The 18,642-nt window shown below is 58.3% G+C and carries 11 protein-coding genes and 1 pseudogene; 11 read left to right on the top strand and 1 reads right to left on the bottom strand.

Translation table 11 applies throughout. The features are described 5' to 3' along the window. The first annotated feature begins 76 nt into the window (after positions 1-76). From PTZ19_RS16795 to PTZ19_RS16770, 6 genes and pseudogenes are all read left to right on the top strand, one after another. Positions 77-1,375 (top strand): ABC transporter substrate-binding protein, encoded by a 1,299-nt coding sequence (locus PTZ19_RS16795; RefSeq protein ID WP_276356233.1) that lies wholly within the window; start codon positions 77-79, stop codon positions 1,373-1,375. Positions 1,376-1,514: 139 nt separating this feature from the next. Continuing rightward, a complete protein-coding gene (locus tag PTZ19_RS16790) occupies positions 1,515-2,669 on the top strand; it encodes a response regulator (RefSeq protein ID WP_276356232.1) in 1,155 nt (384 codons plus the stop codon). A 160-nt stretch (positions 2,670-2,829) separates the two neighbouring features. Further along, positions 2,830-3,816, top strand: a complete 987-nt coding sequence (locus PTZ19_RS16785; RefSeq protein ID WP_276356231.1) for a WD40/YVTN/BNR-like repeat-containing protein — start codon at positions 2,830-2,832, stop codon at positions 3,814-3,816. Continuing rightward, the gene (locus PTZ19_RS16780; protein WP_276356230.1) at positions 3,789-7,214 is read left to right on the top strand and encodes an S-layer homology domain-containing protein; all 3,426 of its coding nucleotides are present in this window, start codon (positions 3,789-3,791) and stop codon (positions 7,212-7,214) included. The genes PTZ19_RS16785 and PTZ19_RS16780 overlap by 28 nt, the downstream gene beginning before the upstream one ends. Positions 7,215-7,296: 82 nt before the next feature. After that, positions 7,297-7,548, top strand: a pseudogene (locus PTZ19_RS16775) (transposase); the annotation flags it as partial. A gap of 435 nt (positions 7,549-7,983) precedes the next feature. Next, positions 7,984-10,806 (top strand): S-layer homology domain-containing protein, encoded by a 2,823-nt coding sequence (locus PTZ19_RS16770; RefSeq protein WP_276356229.1) that lies wholly within the window; start codon positions 7,984-7,986, stop codon positions 10,804-10,806. Positions 10,807-10,909: 103 nt separating this feature from the next. Here the strand turns inward: PTZ19_RS16770 and PTZ19_RS16765 are convergent, their stop codons facing one another. Then, positions 10,910-11,821 (bottom strand): AraC family transcriptional regulator, encoded by a 912-nt coding sequence (locus PTZ19_RS16765; protein ID WP_276356228.1) that lies wholly within the window; start codon positions 11,819-11,821, stop codon positions 10,910-10,912. A gap of 164 nt (positions 11,822-11,985) precedes the next feature. Between PTZ19_RS16765 and PTZ19_RS16760 the strand changes: the two genes are divergently transcribed. The 5 genes from PTZ19_RS16760 (at position 11,986) to PTZ19_RS16740 (ending at position 18,634) form a co-directional block, all read left to right on the top strand. Continuing rightward, a complete protein-coding gene (locus tag PTZ19_RS16760; protein ID WP_276356227.1) occupies positions 11,986-12,828 on the top strand; it encodes a sugar phosphate isomerase/epimerase family protein in 843 nt (280 codons plus the stop codon). A gap of 3 nt (positions 12,829-12,831) precedes the next feature. Then, a complete protein-coding gene (locus PTZ19_RS16755) occupies positions 12,832-13,845 on the top strand; it encodes a Gfo/Idh/MocA family protein (RefSeq protein WP_276356226.1) in 1,014 nt (337 codons plus the stop codon). Positions 13,846-13,921: 76 nt separating this feature from the next. Continuing rightward, the gene (locus PTZ19_RS16750; protein ID WP_276356225.1) at positions 13,922-14,938 is read left to right on the top strand and encodes a LacI family DNA-binding transcriptional regulator; all 1,017 of its coding nucleotides are present in this window, start codon (positions 13,922-13,924) and stop codon (positions 14,936-14,938) included. Positions 14,939-15,386: 448 nt separating this feature from the next. Further along, the gene (locus tag PTZ19_RS16745; RefSeq protein WP_276356224.1) at positions 15,387-16,907 is read left to right on the top strand and encodes an extracellular solute-binding protein; all 1,521 of its coding nucleotides are present in this window, start codon (positions 15,387-15,389) and stop codon (positions 16,905-16,907) included. Between the two features lie 11 nt (positions 16,908-16,918). Next, positions 16,919-18,634 carry a sensor histidine kinase gene (locus PTZ19_RS16740; RefSeq protein WP_276356223.1) on the top strand — a complete coding sequence of 572 codons (1,716 nt, stop codon included), beginning with the start codon at positions 16,919-16,921 and terminating at the stop codon, positions 18,632-18,634. Positions 18,635-18,642: the final 8 nt, after the last annotated feature.

The raw sequence follows: 18,642 nt of genomic DNA, 5'->3' as shown, positions 1-18,642 counted from the left end.
CGGCATTGTCCCGCGGATTCACCGAATGCTATGATGAAGCGGCGAGAGGTTGAATGGCGGCGAGGGGGAGAGCCGGGTGGCAGGAAGACGGGGGCGGGGAGTTGGGCTGACGATCTTGGCGATCGCGCTTTTGTTGGGGGCTTGCGGCGGTCCGGGCAGCCGTCTTGACGTGTCCATGCTGAACGGAGGCGATCGGGACGACGGCTCGAAGGAACCGGTTACCCTCCGTTATTCCAGCTATTTGCTGGATACGGCCCAGGCCGGCAAAGTGTACTACGAGGCGATTAAGGAGTTCGAAGCGCAAAATCCGGACATCAAGATCGAACCGGATTTCATCCAGAACAACAATTATATGGCCGGCATCAAAATCCGCCTGCTGGGCGGCGAAAAGCTGGACGTCTTCGACACCTGGTCTCCGAGCCTGTTCGAGGAATTCCGCGCCCTGCGCAAGGATTTGTATCTCGACCTGACGGGTTCGGGCTTCCTGAACGAGTTTTTCCCCAGCTCGCTCCAACCGGTCACGATCGGCGGCAAAGTATACGGCGCTCCCGAAGTGATGCACAGCGACGGCTTGTTATACAACAAGACGTTGTTCGGGCAGCTCGGCCTGCGCGTTCCCCAGACGTGGGACGAGTTCATCCAGGTATGCGAAGCCTTGAAGCAGGCGGGCTACATCCCGATCGCGATGGATTCCGAATGGTCTACCGCGCAATTTTTCTGGGGTTCCATGATGTCCAACAACGGCGCGGACGAAGGCTGGACGAGGAAGCTCGAGAGCGGTCAAATCCTCATTTCGGACGACGCGTTCGTAGACGCGGTCAAGAAGCAGAAGGAGATCATCGTCCGGGGCTACGTTCCGCCCGATTGGTCCGGCATGAAACACGAGCAGTCCAAAGACTTGGTCGGCCAGGGCAAAGCGGCGATGATCATTACCGGCACCTGGGACATCCCGAGCATCACGGCGCGCAATCCCCATTACGATATCGACTTCATGCTCGTTCCCGGCAGCGACAAGACGGTGCCCAACATTAACGTCGGCACGTACCGCGTCATCAACGCCAAAACGGAGCATCCGGAGGAAGCCAAGAGGTTCGTGGCATTCATGAGCAGCAGGGCCAACCAGGAGAAGCTGGCCGCGGGCGCGTTGGCCGTGCCGTCCGTCGTTTCCGCCCGGATCGACAATCCGGTCGTGGCGAAAATCGCGGCGGTGGTCACCCGTCCGGACGCCACCTTGTATTGGCCGCATACGGTGTCCACGGAGTCGCTGCAGGTGAAGATCCAGGAAGGCGTGAACCGGTACTTGTCCGGGCAAAGCTTGGAATCGGCGCTGCGGGAAATTCAGCAGGCGGTGGATGCAGTCGCGGACAGGCGGTAAGGCGATGGATGGCAACGGGATCGGGATCGCAGAAATTCCATGACGTTCTATTAAAGAATGGCTTGACGCTCCTCCATAAACATTTACTATCAGAAGTAGAGGCCAATCGACAAAGATTGACAATCTATGGAGGAGTACGATGCTTCGAGTTTGGCTCGTGGATGATGAGGTCCATGCTTTGAACCTCTTGGAAATCTTGCTGCTGGAAATCGGGAATATCGAGGTGGCCGGGAAGTCGCAAAATCCCGTTGCCGCCGTCGAGCAAATTCGCGCGGAGCGGGTAGACGCCGTTTTCCTGGATGTCGATATGCCGGTCATGAGCGGGGTGGAAGTCGCCAAAGCGCTGAAGCTCGTCCGCCCGGAGCTGCAAATCGTTTTCTCGACCGCCTATGCGGATTTCGCCATCGAAGCTTTTGAAATCCGGGCGCTGGACTATATTTTGAAACCGTTCAAAATCGATAGAGTGCGCAACACGGTGAATTGGCTCCAAGCGGCCGTGACCCAACATTCGGTAAACACCGACCCCGGAGCCGGAACGAAAATTTCCTGTTTGGGCGGCTTCTCCGTTCATCCGGGTTACCCGCACGGCGGCCGGCTTTCGTGGCGGACGAACAAAGTCAAGGAGCTATGCGCCTTTCTGGTGCATTGCCGCGGTCAGGCCGTCGAGCACTCCGTCATTCTGGAAGCGCTGTGGCCGGACGCCGACGTCAAGAAGGCAAGCGGCTACCTGTACGCCTGCGTTTCCATGCTGAGAAAAAATCTGCGGCAAACCGGTTTAGAGTCGCGGATCAAGCTGCAAAAAACCAACAGCGGATACGCGCTCGAACTTGAGAATGCGGCATGCGATGCCGATGAGCTGCAGGAGCTGCTGGACGAGACGATCGGGGGAGAGGGACTCGGCGAGCGGCGATTGAAGCAACTCGCCGCTCTATATAAAGGAGATTACTTGGGGGACTGCGATTACCGCTGGGCTGCCGAGCGAAGGGAAAAGCTGGCGGCCCAGTACGTGCAAGCGCTGCGGGAACTCATCCGCCATTTCAGGATAACCGGCCGGCATTCGTTCGTCATGGAGGGTTTGCAGCTCCTGCTTGCCGTTTCGCCGGACTGCGAGAAAGACGGGCGCGAGCTGATCCGGTTTCACTTGGAGAACGGGAACCGCAACGAGGGAATCAAGGTGTACCGTCAATTGAAACATGCCGTCAGGGAGCGTCTCGACGCGGAACTGGAGGACGAGACCGTCGAAGTGTACCGTCAGTTGGTTTCTTCCGGTGACCGGACCAGGGGCATCACTTGAAAAGCAACGTTAGCCATTCTACCGTTCAACCTCATCTACCTGACCGTAGATGGGGTTGTTAAGGTTTTGTTAAGGTTTTGTTAAGGTCCTTCATTTTACAATGGGAGGAGAGTAAGCGGAGACAAAATGGGGCAAAACTTTGCTCTTGGAGGATCTTTGAATGAAGAAGCATCGTTTTTACGTTTGCATGATTATCCTTCTGTTGTTGGCGCCCGTTATTCCTGCAAGCGTCTCGGCTCAGCCTTTGAGTCAGTGGCATGTGCGCAGTCCGCTGCCAACGCCGGTGCCGCTTACTTCGGTCGTTTATGGAGGCGAAGACGGAGACCAGCTGTTTGTGGCGGTAGGCAACAACGGAAAAATGGCCACTTCGCCGGACGGTGTCAACTGGACGAGTCAAAATTCGGGTACCGCGAATGAGCTTAACGGCGTCGTCTTCGCCGGCAGCCAATTTGTGGCGGTGGGCGCCGGCGGCACGATTCTCACCTCCGCTGACGGATTGACCTGGTTCCCGCAAAATTCGGGAACCGATGCCGCCCTGCAACATGTGGTCTACGGCAAGGGGATGTTTGTGGCAGTCGGATTTGCAACGGATTATACAGATGATTTCGAACTCGTGATCACGCCGGTCGTCTTGACCTCCTCAAATGGTACCGGGTGGACCGTGAAGACGCTGGATCCCGGGTTCGTGCCGTACGGCGCCGCTTATGGCAATGGAACTTTTGCAATCGTAGGGGCAAGCGGCATTGGGCCGAGCGCAACCGCAGCTATACTCACCTCTGAAGATGGTTCCAATTGGATGAATCGTTCTCCCTTTGCGTCAGGCCAGCTATATGACGTGGTATATGGGAATAACCAATTTGTAGCGGCCGGCTCCAACGGTAAGATTCTGACGTCAAGCGACGGGACGTTCTGGATGAGCGGGTTTTCCGGCAGCACCGCTGCGCTCAAAGGACTTTATTATAAGAATGGCACGTATGTGGCCGTGGGTTCTTCCGGGACGATTCTCACCTCCGCGAATGGGATCACGTGGACAAGCCGCAGCTCGGGTACGTCCTACGACCTTGATGCGGTGGGCTACGGCGGTTCGACTTCGTCGCGACCGGCGCGACCGGAGCTATCGTGCAGTCCGACCCGTTTTATATGGTGACGTATGACGGCAACGGCAGCAACGTCGGAAGCCCGCCGATCGACGGCATCCTGTATGAACAGGCAGATACGGCGACGGTGGCAGGAGCGGGAAGCATGGCCCGCAGAGGCTATATTTTCGCAGGCTGGAGCACGCAGCCGGACGGCGGCGGCCTGAGTTACTCTGCAGGCGACACGATCAGTATAGAAACGGACAATGTGACGCTGTATGCGAAGTGGACGGCTGATCCGTCGGTACCCTCCATCAGCGGCAGCGGCACCGCCGAAGACCCGTATCTGGTGACGTCGGCGGAGCAGCTGGCTGCGATCCGCGACAGTTACCCTCTGGATAAAGCGTACAAGCTGATGAACGACATCGATTTGACGGATTATTTGGCAAGCGGAGGTCCCGGCTACAACGGGGGGAAGGGCTGGCAGCCGATTGGAGCGAATACGGCCGGCCTCGCGTTCACCGGCACGTTCGACGGCAACGGGAAAAAGATTACCGGCTTATGGTCAAGCCGCAGCGGCGAAGATTATGTCGGGCTGTTCGGCTATGCGGACAAAGGGGCGAAAATTACCCGCCTAACGGTCGAATTGGCCGCCCCCGGCATGACGGGCGAGGAATACGTGGGCGGACTGGTCGGATATTTGAAGGAAGGTACGGTGGAGTACTGCCGGGTGGACGGTACGGTCACCGGCGCCGGTACGAGCTCGTTTCATGTCGGCGGACTGGTCGGCCATGTCGGTCCCGGCGGGTCGGGCGCTCCGCTGGCGACCGTGCGGGCAAGCTTCTCGACCGGAAAGGTGATCGGCACCGGCACGATTGACATCGGCGGGCTGGTCGGCATGAACGATGGCCGGGGAACCGTAATTGACAGTTACTCCTTAGCCGAAGTGCAGGGCGGACTTCAGACCGGCGGTCTGATCGGCGAAAACCGGGGTACGTTGACGAACTCGTTTGCGGCGGGCAAAGTTACGGGAAGCAGTTCGGTTGGCGGGTTGATCGGGCAAAACAACAACATGGGCGATCCGTTCCTCGGGTCTTACTGGGATAAACTTGCGAGCCGACAAACGGCAAGCTCGGGCGGCACTGGGCAAACGACCGCGTTTTTGCAATCGGGTACGGTTTTGAGCGGTTGGGATACGTCGGTATGGGCGTTCTCCGAAGGCAGCTACCCGCAGCTTCGCTGGACGCTGGTTCCGACTCCGCCTGCGGCGCCGGTCGATCTGACGGCGGTGGCCGGAGACGGGCAAGTCGCGTTAAGCTGGAGCAGCGTGACGGGAGCTGCTTATTACGACATTTATCAAGGATCGGCGACCGGCAGCTATGGAGCGAGTCCGATCAAGACCGTTACCGGAACGACTTACACCGTAACCGGCTTGGCGAACGGAACCGTGTATTACTTCGCGGTTAAGGCAGGCAACGACGGGGGCGCCAGCGACGCTTATTCCAACGAAGCGAGCGCAATGCCGATGGCGGAAGCGCCCCTCGTACTGACGCCGGTAAGCTTATCGAGCAGCAACCCGGCTCCCCGATTCGCGAAAACCGGCGATACCGTTACATTGACGTTTGCAGCCAACAAAGCGCTGGGCGGCACTCCGGTCGTCACGATAGCAGGCCGGTCCGCGGATGTGGCGACGGTGAGCGCGAACGTATATCAAGTGTTGTATACGTTCGCCGGGACGGAAGCCGAAGGGAATATCCCGTTTACGATCGACTTTGAGGATGCGCAAGGGAATGCCGGCGCTCAGGTCGCCGCGACAACGGATGGCAGCAGCGTCATGTTCGATAAAACCGCTCCGACGGGAACGCTTAGCATTAACGGCGGAGCGGCGGAAACCGGCTCCGCCTCCGTCACCTTGACAGCAGCAAGCAATGACGGCATGGGATCGGGAGACGTACAGATGCGTTTCTCCGGCGACAACCTTACGTGGAACCCGTGGGAGCCGTTTGCTTCGGCAAAGAGTTGGATGCTCTCCCCCGGCGACGGCAGTAAGACCGTGTATATGCAGCTGCGGGATGCAGCAGGTAATATTACCGCCCCGGCGATCACGGCTACGATCAGGCTACGGACGTCATCGTCGTCGTCGTCGTCTTCGACAACCGACAGCAGCGCAGCATCCGACCCGCAAAAAGAGACGATCAAGATTAATGTAGAGGATGGAAAAGGCGGTAAAGGGGCGGTTGTATCGAACGCGCTGATTAGTCGGACGACGGACGCCAACGGCAGAAAGAAGGATGAAGTGAGTTTTACGCCCGAACAGGCGGCAATCACGGTCGTGCAGCTTGCGGCAACGGGTTCCGACTTGGCACGCCTGGTCATACCCGATCCGAAGGATGAAGTGGCGGAACTGGTCGTAACGCTTCCCAAATCGGCAACGGAGCAATTGGCGGGCGCGGGAATCGGGCTGGAAATCCACACGGTCAACGGGCGAATCGACATTCCGAAAGAATCGCTCGCCGAGCTCAAGGATGACATTTACTTCCGCGTCGTGCCGATCAAAGCGGAAAACGAGCGCAAAACCATCGAAGAGAGGGTGCGGACGGAACGGCTAGTGCGTGAAGCGGCGGGGAACGACGGCATCGACGTCGTTGGCCGTCCGATGACGATCGAAACGAACCTGTCGAGCCGCCCGGTTTCGCTCGTGCTGCCTTTGGGAGACTGGACGACGAGTGAGCAACGAACGAAAAGCTTGGGCGTATTCATCGAGCATAGCGATGGAACCAAAGAGTTGGTCAGGGGGCAAATCGTCGCTTACGACGATACCGGCAAGCCCGGCATCCGCTTCACGGTCACGAAGTTCAGCACCTTTACGGTCGTGGGGATGAATGACATGCACAAAGCCTATATCGCCGGGTACCCCGACGGCACTTTTGGTCCGGACAAGTCCATTACCCGGGCGGAAATGGCAGCGATATTGGCAAGCATGTTCCATACCGAAAATCACCGGAGTACGCCCGCTTATCAAGATGTAACCGAGGCCCACTGGGCGGATGAAGCGATCGTTCAGGCGGCGCAGTCCGGCCTCATGCAGGGATACCCCGACGGCAGCTTCAAGCCGGATCAACCGATCAGCCGCGGGGAAATGGCGAGCATTGCAGCCAAGCTGCTAAGCGGCCACGCGTCCGGCGGCGGAATTTTCCCGGACGCCAAGGGGCATTGGGCGAAATCGTTCATCGCTCAAGCGGAGGCGGCCCGGGTGATGAGCGGCTTTCCCGACGGAACGTTCCGCCCGGACCAAGCGCTGACCCGCGCTGAAGCCGTGACGATCATTAACAGACTGCTTGGCCGAGGCCCTCTGTCCGGTACGGAGCCAAGATGGGCGGATGTCCCGCCTAAGCATTGGGCCTATGAACAAATCCAAGAGGCCTCTGTCGATCACGCGGCGGAGCCAAAGCCCGCCGAACGGAATTAAGGTTCATATACCATTGCGGTCGGGGCTGTCCCAAAAGGTCACGAAGTGACCTGAGGGACGGCCCTGTTTTTGCTTTTTGCAAAGAGAGAAGCTTCGGAGCGAGGAAGGCTATGCATTATCGGTCCGGAGGATGATCGAACCAGAAAGCGTGTTTGGTCAAATGAAGAACGACCGGGGGTTCCGGAGGTTTCTGCTTCGCGGCCTGCCAAAGGTAAGCTTGGAGGTCGGATGGCTCTCGCTTGCCCATAATTTGCTTAAGAAGGCAGTTGTGCGAGCTGTCTGCCTAGTGAGCAAAACTTACTTTTGGGACAGCCCCTTGTTAAGGTTTTGTTAATGTCCTTCATTTTACAATGGGAGGAGAGTAAGCGGAGACAAAAGGAGAGATTGCGCAGTGAATGTGTTTCATCTTGGCAGAAAAGCATCCAATCGCGGGTTAGCCATCATTTTGGCATTCGTGATCGCACTTCCGTTTCTACCCTTCCCTCGGGCCGCGGCGGCGGATTCGATTCCGTTCTGGTCCGCTGCCGAATCAAGCATCCCTCCAGCTTTCCCTCTGAGTACGGGCTGGGCTACTCGGACAATCGTCACTGAAGCAGGCGATTTATATGTCTCTTACTATGGCGCTGGCGTGAGTCATGTCAAGGAGCTCCCGGCCGGGAGCAACGAGTGGAAGGATCTAACCTATGATTTAGGCTTCAACTCCACTTTTCCCATCAAAAGTATCGCCGTAGATGCCGCAGGCAATGTTTACGCCATCGCTGAATTTACCGTGAAGAAGCTAAACGCAGGGGAAGAAAACTGGACCGATATCACTTATAGCGAAACCGGCAATCCTGGCGATCCTTTCACCAATCTGACCAGCATTGCCGTGGATGCGGCCGGGAATCTCTACGTTGCCGATTACTACTACCAAAAGGTGTTCAAGCTGTCTGCCGGAGATCACGCATGGTCCGTGTTTCTCGATATGTCAGGTTCGGGACGTCCGGCTGATATGCGGTTCGGCCCGGACGGCGCTCTTTACTTGATGGGAATCGTTACGGGCGGCTGCGGGGGTTACGGTGGTCCCTGTTCAAGTCAGGTCAATTTGATGAAGCATACGGATTCGGGACTGCAGCTCGTCGTCAGCAATTATGTCTACAGCATTTCCGAAGATCAAGTTTCCTTTGATTTTGATTTTCGCGGGCTCGCTTACGTAAAGATCGTCAATAATTTATACGTACTAGACATGCAGAAGGAACCGTTAGCGCTTCAGAATCTTGACTGGAATTCAGGCGGTATGAGCAAAATCGACGTCGGTCCTGACGGCGCCGTGTATGCAACGGGAAGAAGCAACGGACTCCCGTACAAGCATATGGTTAATCCGATCGTGTCCACTGCCGTTCCCGCGAACGTAACCGATGTCGGGGCAACCGCCGGCGGGAACGTATTGGCGGACGGCGGGGCGAACGTAACCGAGCGGGGGGTCGTCTACTCGGACACGGTAACCTTGCCGACCACGGCTGACGGCAAAGCGGTCGCGGGAACGCCCGGGAGCGGGACGTTTTCCGTTGCGCTCGCGGGATTAGCGCCGGAGACGACTTATTACGTGCGAAGTTACGCGACGACCATCGTCGGAACGAGTTACGGCGAGGTCAAGACCTTCACGACTCTCGCGGTGCCTCCGCCTGCCGCGCCGGCGAATTTGACGGCAATTGCCGGCGATACGCAGGTCACCCTGAATTGGATCGCCGTAGTCGGTGCGGCTAACTATTCGGTTTATCAAGGCAATGTCAGCGGCACTTATGACAGCACGCCGATCGCGACCGTAACGGAAGCGACGTATCGGGTCACCGGGCTCACGAACGGGACGAAATATTATTTCGCGGTCAAAGCCAACAACATTGCGGGCGGAAGCAGCGATTATTCGAATGAGGCCGCCGCTACGCCTTCCGCGGTGCCGCCGCCTGCCGCGCCGGCGAATCTGACGGCGGTCGCCGGGGATTCGCAGGTCACCCTGAATTGGATCGCCGTAGTCGGTGCGGCTAACTATTCGGTTTATCAAGGCAACGTCAGCGGCACTTATGACAGCAGGCCGATCGCGACCGTAACGGAAGCGACGTATCGGGTCACCGGGCTCACGAACGGGACGACCTATTATTTCGCGGTCAAAGCCAACAATACTGTGGGCGAAAGCAGCGCTTATTCGAATGAGGCCTCCGCCACGCCCGCTGCCGTTGTAACTCCGCCGCCGTCATCGTCGTCGGGCAGCTCCTCGCCGCAACCTCAGACGGAGATCATCACGGTCGACGTGGAGGATAACGGCAGCGGCAGCGGAGGGGTCGTTTCCAAAGCGACGATCAAACGGACAACCGATGCGAACGGACGCAAACGGGATGAAGTCGACTTTACGCCGGAACAAGCGGCCGATACCGTCGAACGGCTTGCCGCGGCCGGCTCGAAGTCGGCGAAAATCGTCATTTCGGACGCGAAGGACGAGGTAGCGGAATTATCCGTCAAGCTCTCCAAGGCCTCTGCCGATAAGCTGGCGGACGGGGATATCGGGCTCGAGATCAATACCGTCAACGTGAGAATCGACATTCCCAGCGAATCTCTGAAGGACTTGAAGGAAGACGTCTATTTCCGGGTAGTGCCGCTGAAGACGGAGAGCGAACGGCAGGAAGCGGAAAAGCGGGCGAGAACCGAACAGGCGGTCCGCGCTGCGGCAGGCGACAATCGTGTAGTAGTCATCGGCCGTCCGATGACGATCGAGACCAATATGCAGAGCCGGCCGGTCACGCTGGTACTGCCGCTCAGGGATCGATCGCTCACGGAGAAACAATTGAAGCAATTGGGTATTTTCATCGAACATAGCGACGGGACGAAAGAGCTGGTGAAAGGCGAGATCGTGCCGTACGACGAGCAAGGGAATTCGGGAATCCGTTTTACGGTCCGTAAATTCAGTACGTTTACCGTGATCCATATGGACGCGCCGGATCAGGTGCACAAAGCGTATATTTCAGGATATCCGGGCAACGTGTTCGGACCGGATCAACCGATTACCCGCGCGGAAATGGCGGCTCTGCTGGCACGGGTAATGGAAGGAGAAGCGCCGGCAGACTTCGCCGCCGACTACAACGACGTAGCGCCGACCTATTGGGCCGTGGATGCCATCGCCGAGGTCACCTCCAAGGGATGGATGACCGGTTATCCGGATGGCAGCTTCCAGCCGGAACAGCGGATCACCCGCGCCGAAATGGCCGGCATCGCCGCGAAATTGGCGCCGGGGTCTAAGACGCAGGCTCCTGCTGCCTCGAGCTTCACGGACGCGCAAGGCCATTGGGCGGAGAACGCCATCCGGCAGGCGGCTGCCGTCGGCATTCTCAGCGGTTACAAGGACGGCACGTTCCGTCCCGGTCAGAATTTAACCCGTGCCGAGGCGGTAACGATCCTCAACCGGCTGCTTGACCGGCACCCCTCCGCCGAAGAAGTCGCGCCGCAGTGGTCGGACGTGCCGAAACGGCATTGGGCCTATGACGATATTCAGGAAGCATCCGTCGATCATGCTTTCGAAATCACGTCGGCCGGGGATGAGCGTTGGATTCCGTCGAAGTAGTCTTATAATGTAGTGCTTACAGACATCAAAAAAGGGTGTCCCCTAGTCATCTACGATGGCTTTTGGGACACCCTTTGTTTGGTTTAGAAGGGATGAATCGATTTCATAAAATCCGGGACAGCTTGCGGTAGTCGGTCGGCGAGATGCCTTCGCGACGGCGGAAAACGCGGCTGAAGTAATGGATGTCGCCATACCCGACCATCCCGCCGATTTCCTCGACGGTCAGGTCGGTCTCCCGCAACAGCCGCCTGGCCTCGCGGTGGCGGATCGCGTGGATGAAATCGCCGGGAGAGAGACCGGATGCCTGCTTGAACAGCTTGGCCGCATGGTCCAAGCTCAGGTGAAGCCGGTCGGCGATGTCGCGGTTGGTCCACGGACGGGCGGGGTCGGCTTCGATCGCTTCCATCAGGGAGTGCAGCTTGGCGTCGTGCGGGGAAGAAGCCGCGGCGTTGAGCCGGCTCCGCACGAGCCGCGCCAATTGCGAGAGCAGGCTCAGCATCAGCGCTTTGCACGCCAGCTCGCAGCCCGCCGGACGCATCTCGAATTCCTGGACGACTTGCTCCATCGTCTGAACGAAGACGAGCGGAACATGATAGACCGCGACGGAAGACAACGGAGGGAAGGCGTCCGAAAGCGCCTCGCGGGCGAATTTGTCCGGCTGCGGCGATTGCTCGTTCACCACCAGGTCCGATTCGGTCTGAATGTCCAGTTCGTCGAAAAAGTCGAAGTGGATGCCGATAAACCGGGCCCCTTGCTTCGAGACGACTTCGTTCTGATGATAGACGCCGGAAGGCAGGAAGATCAGCTGTCCGGCCGTCAGCGCGTACCGTTGGCCGCGCATCGTCGTCGCCGCTTCCCCCTGGCTGACGTACAGCAGTTCGAAGTCGTACAGTCTCCGCGGCGGGAGCACGTCGGCCGGAAGCCGTTGATGACGGGCGTAATGGACGCTGGGCGACCACTCCCGGAAAGGGGCCGTCCGTTGTAGCGGATATCCGGAATCGGCCGGCTGTTCCATTCGCATCCCCCCGCCTTTCCCTCTTCGCAATATCGCGGAATCGTCCAAACAATCTCTTTTATGGCTAAAGAAAATCCCGATTTCTTCATCTATGATGAAGATATTATGGCATAACCCCGAGCGTCCAACAATATCGGAATCGGCTAAATGGAGGAGGAATCGGCATGAAGAAAGGGATCAGCATTTGGTCGTTCCGGGAAGGAACGCCGATCGCGGACTGCATCCGGCTTGCGAAAGCGGCGGGCTTCGACGGCATCGAGCTGAGCTTGAACGAGGAGGGCGAGCTTGGACTGGATGCGACGGAGCGGGAGCTTCGCGACATTCTCGCCCGCCTGGAGGAAGCGCAGCTGGACATCGCGGGGCTGGCGACCGGCCTGTACTGGGCCTATCCGATGACGAGCGGCAGCGCGGCGACACGGGAGAAAGCGATGGACGTCTGCAAGAAGCAGCTGGAGTTCGCTTCGATCCTTGGCGTCGACGCGATTTTGGTCATCCCGGGCGCCGTCGGCGTGGACTTCATTCCCGGTTCGGAAGTAGTCGATTACGAATACGCGTATGATCGGGCGCTGGAGGCGATCTCCAAGCTGGCTCCATTCGCTCAGCAGGCGAGCGTGTCCATCGGCATCGAAAACGTATGGAACAAGTTCCTGCTGTCTCCGCTCGAGATGCGCGCCTTCCTCGACGCGGTCGGCTCGGATTACGTCGGCGCTTACTTCGACGTAGGCAATACGGTAGCGAACGGTTATCCCGAGCACTGGATCCGCATTCTCGGCCATCGGATCAAGAAAGTCCACTTCAAGGATTATCGCCGTCAAGCGGGCGGGCTTCACGGCTTCGTGGATTTGCTGGCCGGCGACGTCGACTATCCCGCGGTGATGGAAGCGCTGGCCGCGGCAGGTTACGACAATTACGTTACCGCGGAGATGATTCCGCCTTATACGCATTATTCGGAACAGATCATTCTCAATACGTCCGCCGCGATGGACGCGATTCTGGGGAGGAAATAAAGGATGCTCAAGATCGGACTCATCGGCTTCGGCTTCATGGGCAGGATGCACTTCGACAACTACGTGCGGCTGATGGAAGAAGGAGCGGACATCAAGCTCGTCGCCGTCTGCGACATGCAGATCGAGCAATTGAAGCATGCGAAGACCGGCGGCAACATCGCGACCGGCAGCGAGTTCTACGATTTGACGCCGTACCGGCTGTACGACGACATCGAGAACATGCTGTCGAGCGAAGAGTTGGACGTCGTGGACCTTACGCTGCCGACGGACCTGCATGCCGAGCTGGCATGCGGGCTGCTCGAGCGGGGATGCCACGTGCTTTGCGAGAAACCGATGGCCAGGAGCGCCGAGCAAGGGCGGAGAATGGCCGAGACGGCGGCCCGCACGGGCAAGACGCTCATGATCGGACAATGCCTCCGGTTCTGGCCGGCTTACGAGTATTTGAAGGCGTGCGTCGAGGACGGACGTTACGGGGCCGTCACGGCCGGGTATTTCTTCCGCGGCTCGGACGCGCCGCAGGGCTGGTTCCTGAACGGCGAACGGAGCGGAGGCTGCATGCTGGACATGCACGTCCACGACACGGACATCGTTCATTGGCTGTTCGGCAAGCCGGAGCGGGTGTCGTCGATCGCGCGCAACGTCATTCCGGGCAGCGCATACGACGCCGTTTCGACGAATTACCACTATCCCGACGGCAAAGTGTTGAACGCCCAAGCCGATTGGACGCTGCAGGGCGACGCGGGCTTCTCGATGACGTTCCGGGTCAACTTCGAGCGGGCGACCCTCCTATTCGCGAACGGCGAGCTGAACGTGCATCCGGCCGGAGAGCCGGGCTTTACCGCCGACCTTTCGCCGGACATGGGCTACTATCGCGAAATCAAATATTTCCTGAACGCGGTCGCCGGAGGCACCCCGGTGTCGGTATGCTCTCCGGAGAGCGCGGCCGGCACGCTGGAGATCATCGAAGCCGAAATCCGCTCGGCCGATCAGGGCGGCATTCCCGTCGCGATCCCGTAAGCAACCGTTTGACTCCTTTTTGCGCAAATTTTAGAATGAGTGTGATGAGTTTGCGCCGGAAGGGGAATCCCCGCTCTTGAAATTGAAGGAAATCGCCGCCAAGGCCAACGTTTCGATCAGCACCGTCTCCCGGATCATCAACAACCAGGGCAACTTCAGCGAAGACACGCGCCGCAAAGTGATGGACATCGCCAAAGAGTATTTGAAGCCGGGCGCCGCGCCGGCCAAGATCGCCGGCCTATCGTACACGATCGCCGTCTTCGTGCCGGAGGTTCACGATTTCGTCGACAACGATCCCGCCAATTCGACGGATCTCAGCCATCTGAAGGAAGAATTCGAAGCGCACGGGCACCGGTTCCTGCTCGCGACGCATGCCCGCGGAGCGCAGGCCGGCGGCCCCTCTTACCGTTTGTTGGCGGATCAACATATCGACGCCGCCATCGTGTTCGATCCGTTCGCGGAAGACCCGCTCGTCGACGAGCTGGCGGCGCGGGGCATTCCGTACTTGGTGACGAACGGCAGAAGGTACGATCGCAGCCAGAACTATATCGATTACGATAATCGCAGGGGAGCCTACGAGGTCATTTCCCATTTGCATCGCCTCGGGCACCGGAAGATCGGACTGATCGCGGGTCCGGAGGATCATCTCGTCAGCTTGAACCGGTTGGACGGCTGCAAGGACGCCTTTCGGGACTTGGGCCTCGCCTGGAACGACCGTTACGTGCTTGCGGGAGCGTTCGATCCATCCCACGGCCACCAGGCGGCTAAGCGGCTGATCGGCCAAGACCGCGGCATTACCGCGCTGTTCGCTTTCAATGACATCATGGCTTTCGGAGCCATGAAGGCGCTGGCGGAGCTCAAGCTGAAGATTCCGAAAGACGTTTCCTTGGTCGGCTTCGACGACTTGAAGCTGTCCGAATACATGACGCCGCCGCTGACGACCGTCCGAAGATTCCGGTACGACATCAGCGGGCTGATCGTGAAGATGCTGACCGAGCTCATCACGAACAAAACGATATCCGAAGTCCACATCAGCCTGAAGACGGAGCTGATCGAGCGCGAGTCGTGCGGCCCGGCGCCCGCCAGAGGATAAATCCGATCAACCTTAAGCAAACCGGCAGCGGAAGCCGGTTTGTTGTTTTTTTTGTTAAAAAGTTGTCGCGTTTCTTAAATTCCCGGCATCGCGGGGGAAAGGACCGAGTGGGATAATGGGTAAAAGACGATTGCGCAAGGTTTTCCTGCCAGAAGATTGGGGGAATTCACAACGTTTCGCGAGGAAACCGGCAAACCCATTCCGAGAAATCGGAAGGAACAGGCGATGATACGATTGAACTTAAAAACGCCATCATTTTTGCTTGCGACCGTTTTGCTTGCCGCATCTTGGGCGCAGGCTACGAATGCGGCGTCCGCCGGCGCGGCGAACGCAGCCCGAAAGCAAGCGGCTTCCTCCGCCGGTCCGCGGTTTCGGGGCCGGAGGTTCAATTTTACGGCAAGCCGTGTTATCGTGTTGTCAACAGCCATCTGGGGGGCTTGCGTCGCCGATGATCAATCGAACGTTGCGCCGGTTCGCGGTACCCGTTCTCCTCGCGTTCGGCATGCTGATCGGAGCCTGTGACGGAACGCCCGACGGCGCGGAAGCTTCGTCGGGCGGCGGCGCCGCATCCGGCGTTCCGGACAACTTCGTGACCTTGAAGATGCTCATGCCGGGAGACGAATCGGCCCGCATGCGGGAATTCGCCGATAACGAGCTGAACGAACGCTTGGGGAAGGAACTGAATCTCAAGCTCGAATTGACGTACGTTCCATGGTCGGACTATCAATCGAAGCTGGAGCTCGCGTTGGCGACGGGCGAAGATTACGACTTGGTCTGGTACGGCACGCCGTTCGTTTCGGACTATAAAGCCAAAGGATATATCCAGCCTCTCGACGAACTGCTGCGGAAGTTCGGGCCGGATTTAACCGCCAACATCCCGGCGGACAATTTCAAGCTGGATCGGATCGACGGCAAGCTGTGGGCGATTCCTTCCCAGGCTTTTACGTCGGCGGGCAAATTCACATCGGTCCTCGTCCGCCAGGATTTGCTCGAATCGGTCGGCATGAAGGACATTCGGACGATCGCGGATTTGGAATCGTTCTACGCGAAAGTGCGCGCCGCGGATCCGGGTTACTACGGGTATTTGGAGACCGACCGGGGCCAAGACGTCTTATGGCGCGAGCTCTCGGACGAGCCGCTGACCTTCCTGGACGAGAATCAGATGTTCGCCGTCAACGAGAACACGGGGGAACTCGTCGATTACCTCGCATCCGCTCTTTACGAACGGGTGGCGGACGTCCGGAAGAGATGGGCGGACATGGGGCTCATCGATAAACGGCTCGTCGGCAATTTGTCCGCGAATATCGACCAGGAGAACGCGGGCAAGCTGCTGTTTCGGGTCGGCGCCGTTTCCCGGGCGATGGAGAACCTGCAGACGGCCCAGAATGCGGATCCGTCGGCCAAGCTGCGGGAGTATTACTTGTCGCCGGACAAGCCGAAGTATATCGTCGCGCCTTCCAACGAAGCGTATATGATCCCGGCGAAAGCTCCCCATCCCGAGCGCGCGATGCGGTTCATGAACTGGATCCTGCAAAGCCGGGAGCATTACAATTTCATCATTTACGGCGTGGAAGGCAAGGATTATCGGGTCGAGAACGGCAAAATCCGGCTGCTCACGAAAGACCAGTTGATGTACGAATGGATGTGGCGGAACAAGAAGTACTTCATGGCTCCGGCGAACGTCGACGATTCCGTCGTGCAGGACATGATGCATAACGACGATAACGCGCGGATCTCCCGGATTTTCGGGTTCCATTTCAATCCGGAGCCGGTGAAGAACGAGTACGCCAAGGTGCTTGCGGTCTACAACGAGAAGTTCGTTCCGATCAACATGGGCATCGTCGATTACGAGAAGCAGTACGGCAGCGCGATGGCCGCGATGAAGAAAGCCGGTTATGGCGAAGTTTGGGCCGAGCTGCAGCGACAATACGCGGCATTCCGGGCGGATCAGCCGGCCCTTGCGGAATAGGGGGAATCCGGGTGCGATCCAGCATTTTCACGAACATGGTTATCGCTCTGCTCCTGCTGTTGACCCCGATTATCGCGCTGTACGCCTATTCCAACCAGACGAGCTCGCGCGTGCTGACCGAGGAAATCGTGAAGGCGAAACGCGCGCAGGTCGATACGTTCGTCGGACAAATCGGGCAATTGTTCGCCCAGTTCGACTCCTACCAGAAGATGCTCTATCAGAGCAAGGAAGTCCGCAATCTGGCGTATCCCGATCTGCTCGGCGACGATTTGCTGCATTTCCGCACCCTGAAAACCGTGTCCGAAGAAATCAACCGGCTGGTCGGATACGGCGGGAGGAAAGGGGTCATCGCGGTCGTCTATCCGAAGGCGGGCATGGTCATCAAAAGCGATTCCAGCCTGGGCGCCTTACCGGCCGCGCTGCCGGATATCGACGGTTTCTGGCACTACGAGAAGAAAGCGAACGGCGACTCCTATTTCATCGAGACGATTTCCAGTCCGGCCAAAACCTCGAAGGGAGAGGAGGCGGATCTGACGGTCGTCGCGAAGGTGGATGAAGGGGAAATCAAGAGCGATCTGTCCGACATGAAGATCAAGGGTCTGGAGGATCCCTTCCTATATAAGCCCGGCCAAACTCCGATTTACAACTATACGGCCAACCAGGCCTTGATTCGGCAGTTGCTGCCCAAGCTCACGCCCGGAGAGCGCGGAGGGAACGATCGGCCTCTGCTGATCCGCACGGAAAACGGCGCCTACCAGGTTCATATGGAATTGGTTCAATCGCTCGGGTGGTATTTGGTGGATTACGTGCCGATCGACACCATCATGGCCCCCATCAAGCGGAACCAAGCGATGTTCTACACGATCAGCGGCATGATGCTGTTCATGGCCTGCATTCTAAGCTTTATCCTCTACAGAAACATCCGCATTCCTTTCCGGAAGCTGATGCAAGGAATGAACTTCATCGAGAAAGGCATGTACAAGAGCCGGATGGAGGATCCGCCGAAAGGCGAATTCCGGTATTTGTACCAACGCTTCAACTCGATGGCCGCCAGAATCGAAGAGCTGATCGAGGACGTGCTCAAGGAGCAGATCCGAACGAAGGAAGCGAACGTCAAACAGCTGCAATCGCAAATCAATCCGCATTTCCTCTACAATACGCTGGCGTACATCAAAAGCATGGTGGAGCTCGGCGAGAAGGAAGCGGCCGTCTCCATGACGATGAATTTGAGCAAGTATTACCGCTATACGACCAAGACCAGCCGGAGCTTGGCGACGCTCGACGAAGAGATGGGGCTGGTCGTCAACTATTTGGACATCCATCGCATGCTGACGGACGACTTCGAGTACGAAATCGAGATCGAACCGTCCATGCTGGAGATGGAAATCCCCCGTTTGTCGCTGCAGCCCCTGGTCGAGAACGTGATCGTGCATGCCTTCAAAAAACGCGTTGCATTCGGGATCGTCCGGATCCGGGGAAGCGTGGAATCGGGCATCGCCCGCCTGTCGGTCGAGGACAACGGACCGGGCATCCCGCAGGCGCAATTGGATGCGGCGTTGTCGAAAATCCGGATCGCGGCGAGCGGCGAAATCGATTCCGGCTTGCAGAACGTGCATCAACGGTTGATCCTGCTCTTCGGCGAAGGCTCGGGGCTCTCGCTCGGCGTTTCCGAGTGGGGCGGGCTTCGCGCGGAAATCAGCTGGCGGATTCAGGAACGGACCGCGTGAGCTTCGGA

Source organism: Cohnella caldifontis (assembly GCF_029360585.1).
Classification (GTDB): Bacteria; Bacillota; Bacilli; order Paenibacillales; family Paenibacillaceae; genus Cohnella; species Cohnella caldifontis.
This window is presented reverse-complemented; position numbering and strand designations above follow the sequence as displayed.

Bases quoted from the DNA above. Each gene is read 5' to 3' on its own strand.
- PTZ19_RS16785 (WP_276356231.1), top strand. From the start codon at position 2,830: ATGAAGAAGCATCGTTTTTACGTTTGCATGATTATCCTTCTGTTGTTG.
- PTZ19_RS16755 (WP_276356226.1), top strand. From the start codon at position 12,832: ATGCTCAAGATCGGACTCATCGGCTTCGGCTTCATGGGCAGGATGCAC.
- PTZ19_RS16765 (WP_276356228.1), bottom strand. From the start codon at position 11,821: ATGGAACAGCCGGCCGATTCCGGATATCCGCTACAACGGACGGCCCCT.
- PTZ19_RS16790 (WP_276356232.1), top strand. From the start codon at position 1,515: ATGCTTCGAGTTTGGCTCGTGGATGATGAGGTCCATGCTTTGAACCTC.
- PTZ19_RS16760 (WP_276356227.1), top strand. From the start codon at position 11,986: ATGAAGAAAGGGATCAGCATTTGGTCGTTCCGGGAAGGAACGCCGATC.
- PTZ19_RS16745 (WP_276356224.1), top strand. From the start codon at position 15,387: ATGATCAATCGAACGTTGCGCCGGTTCGCGGTACCCGTTCTCCTCGCG.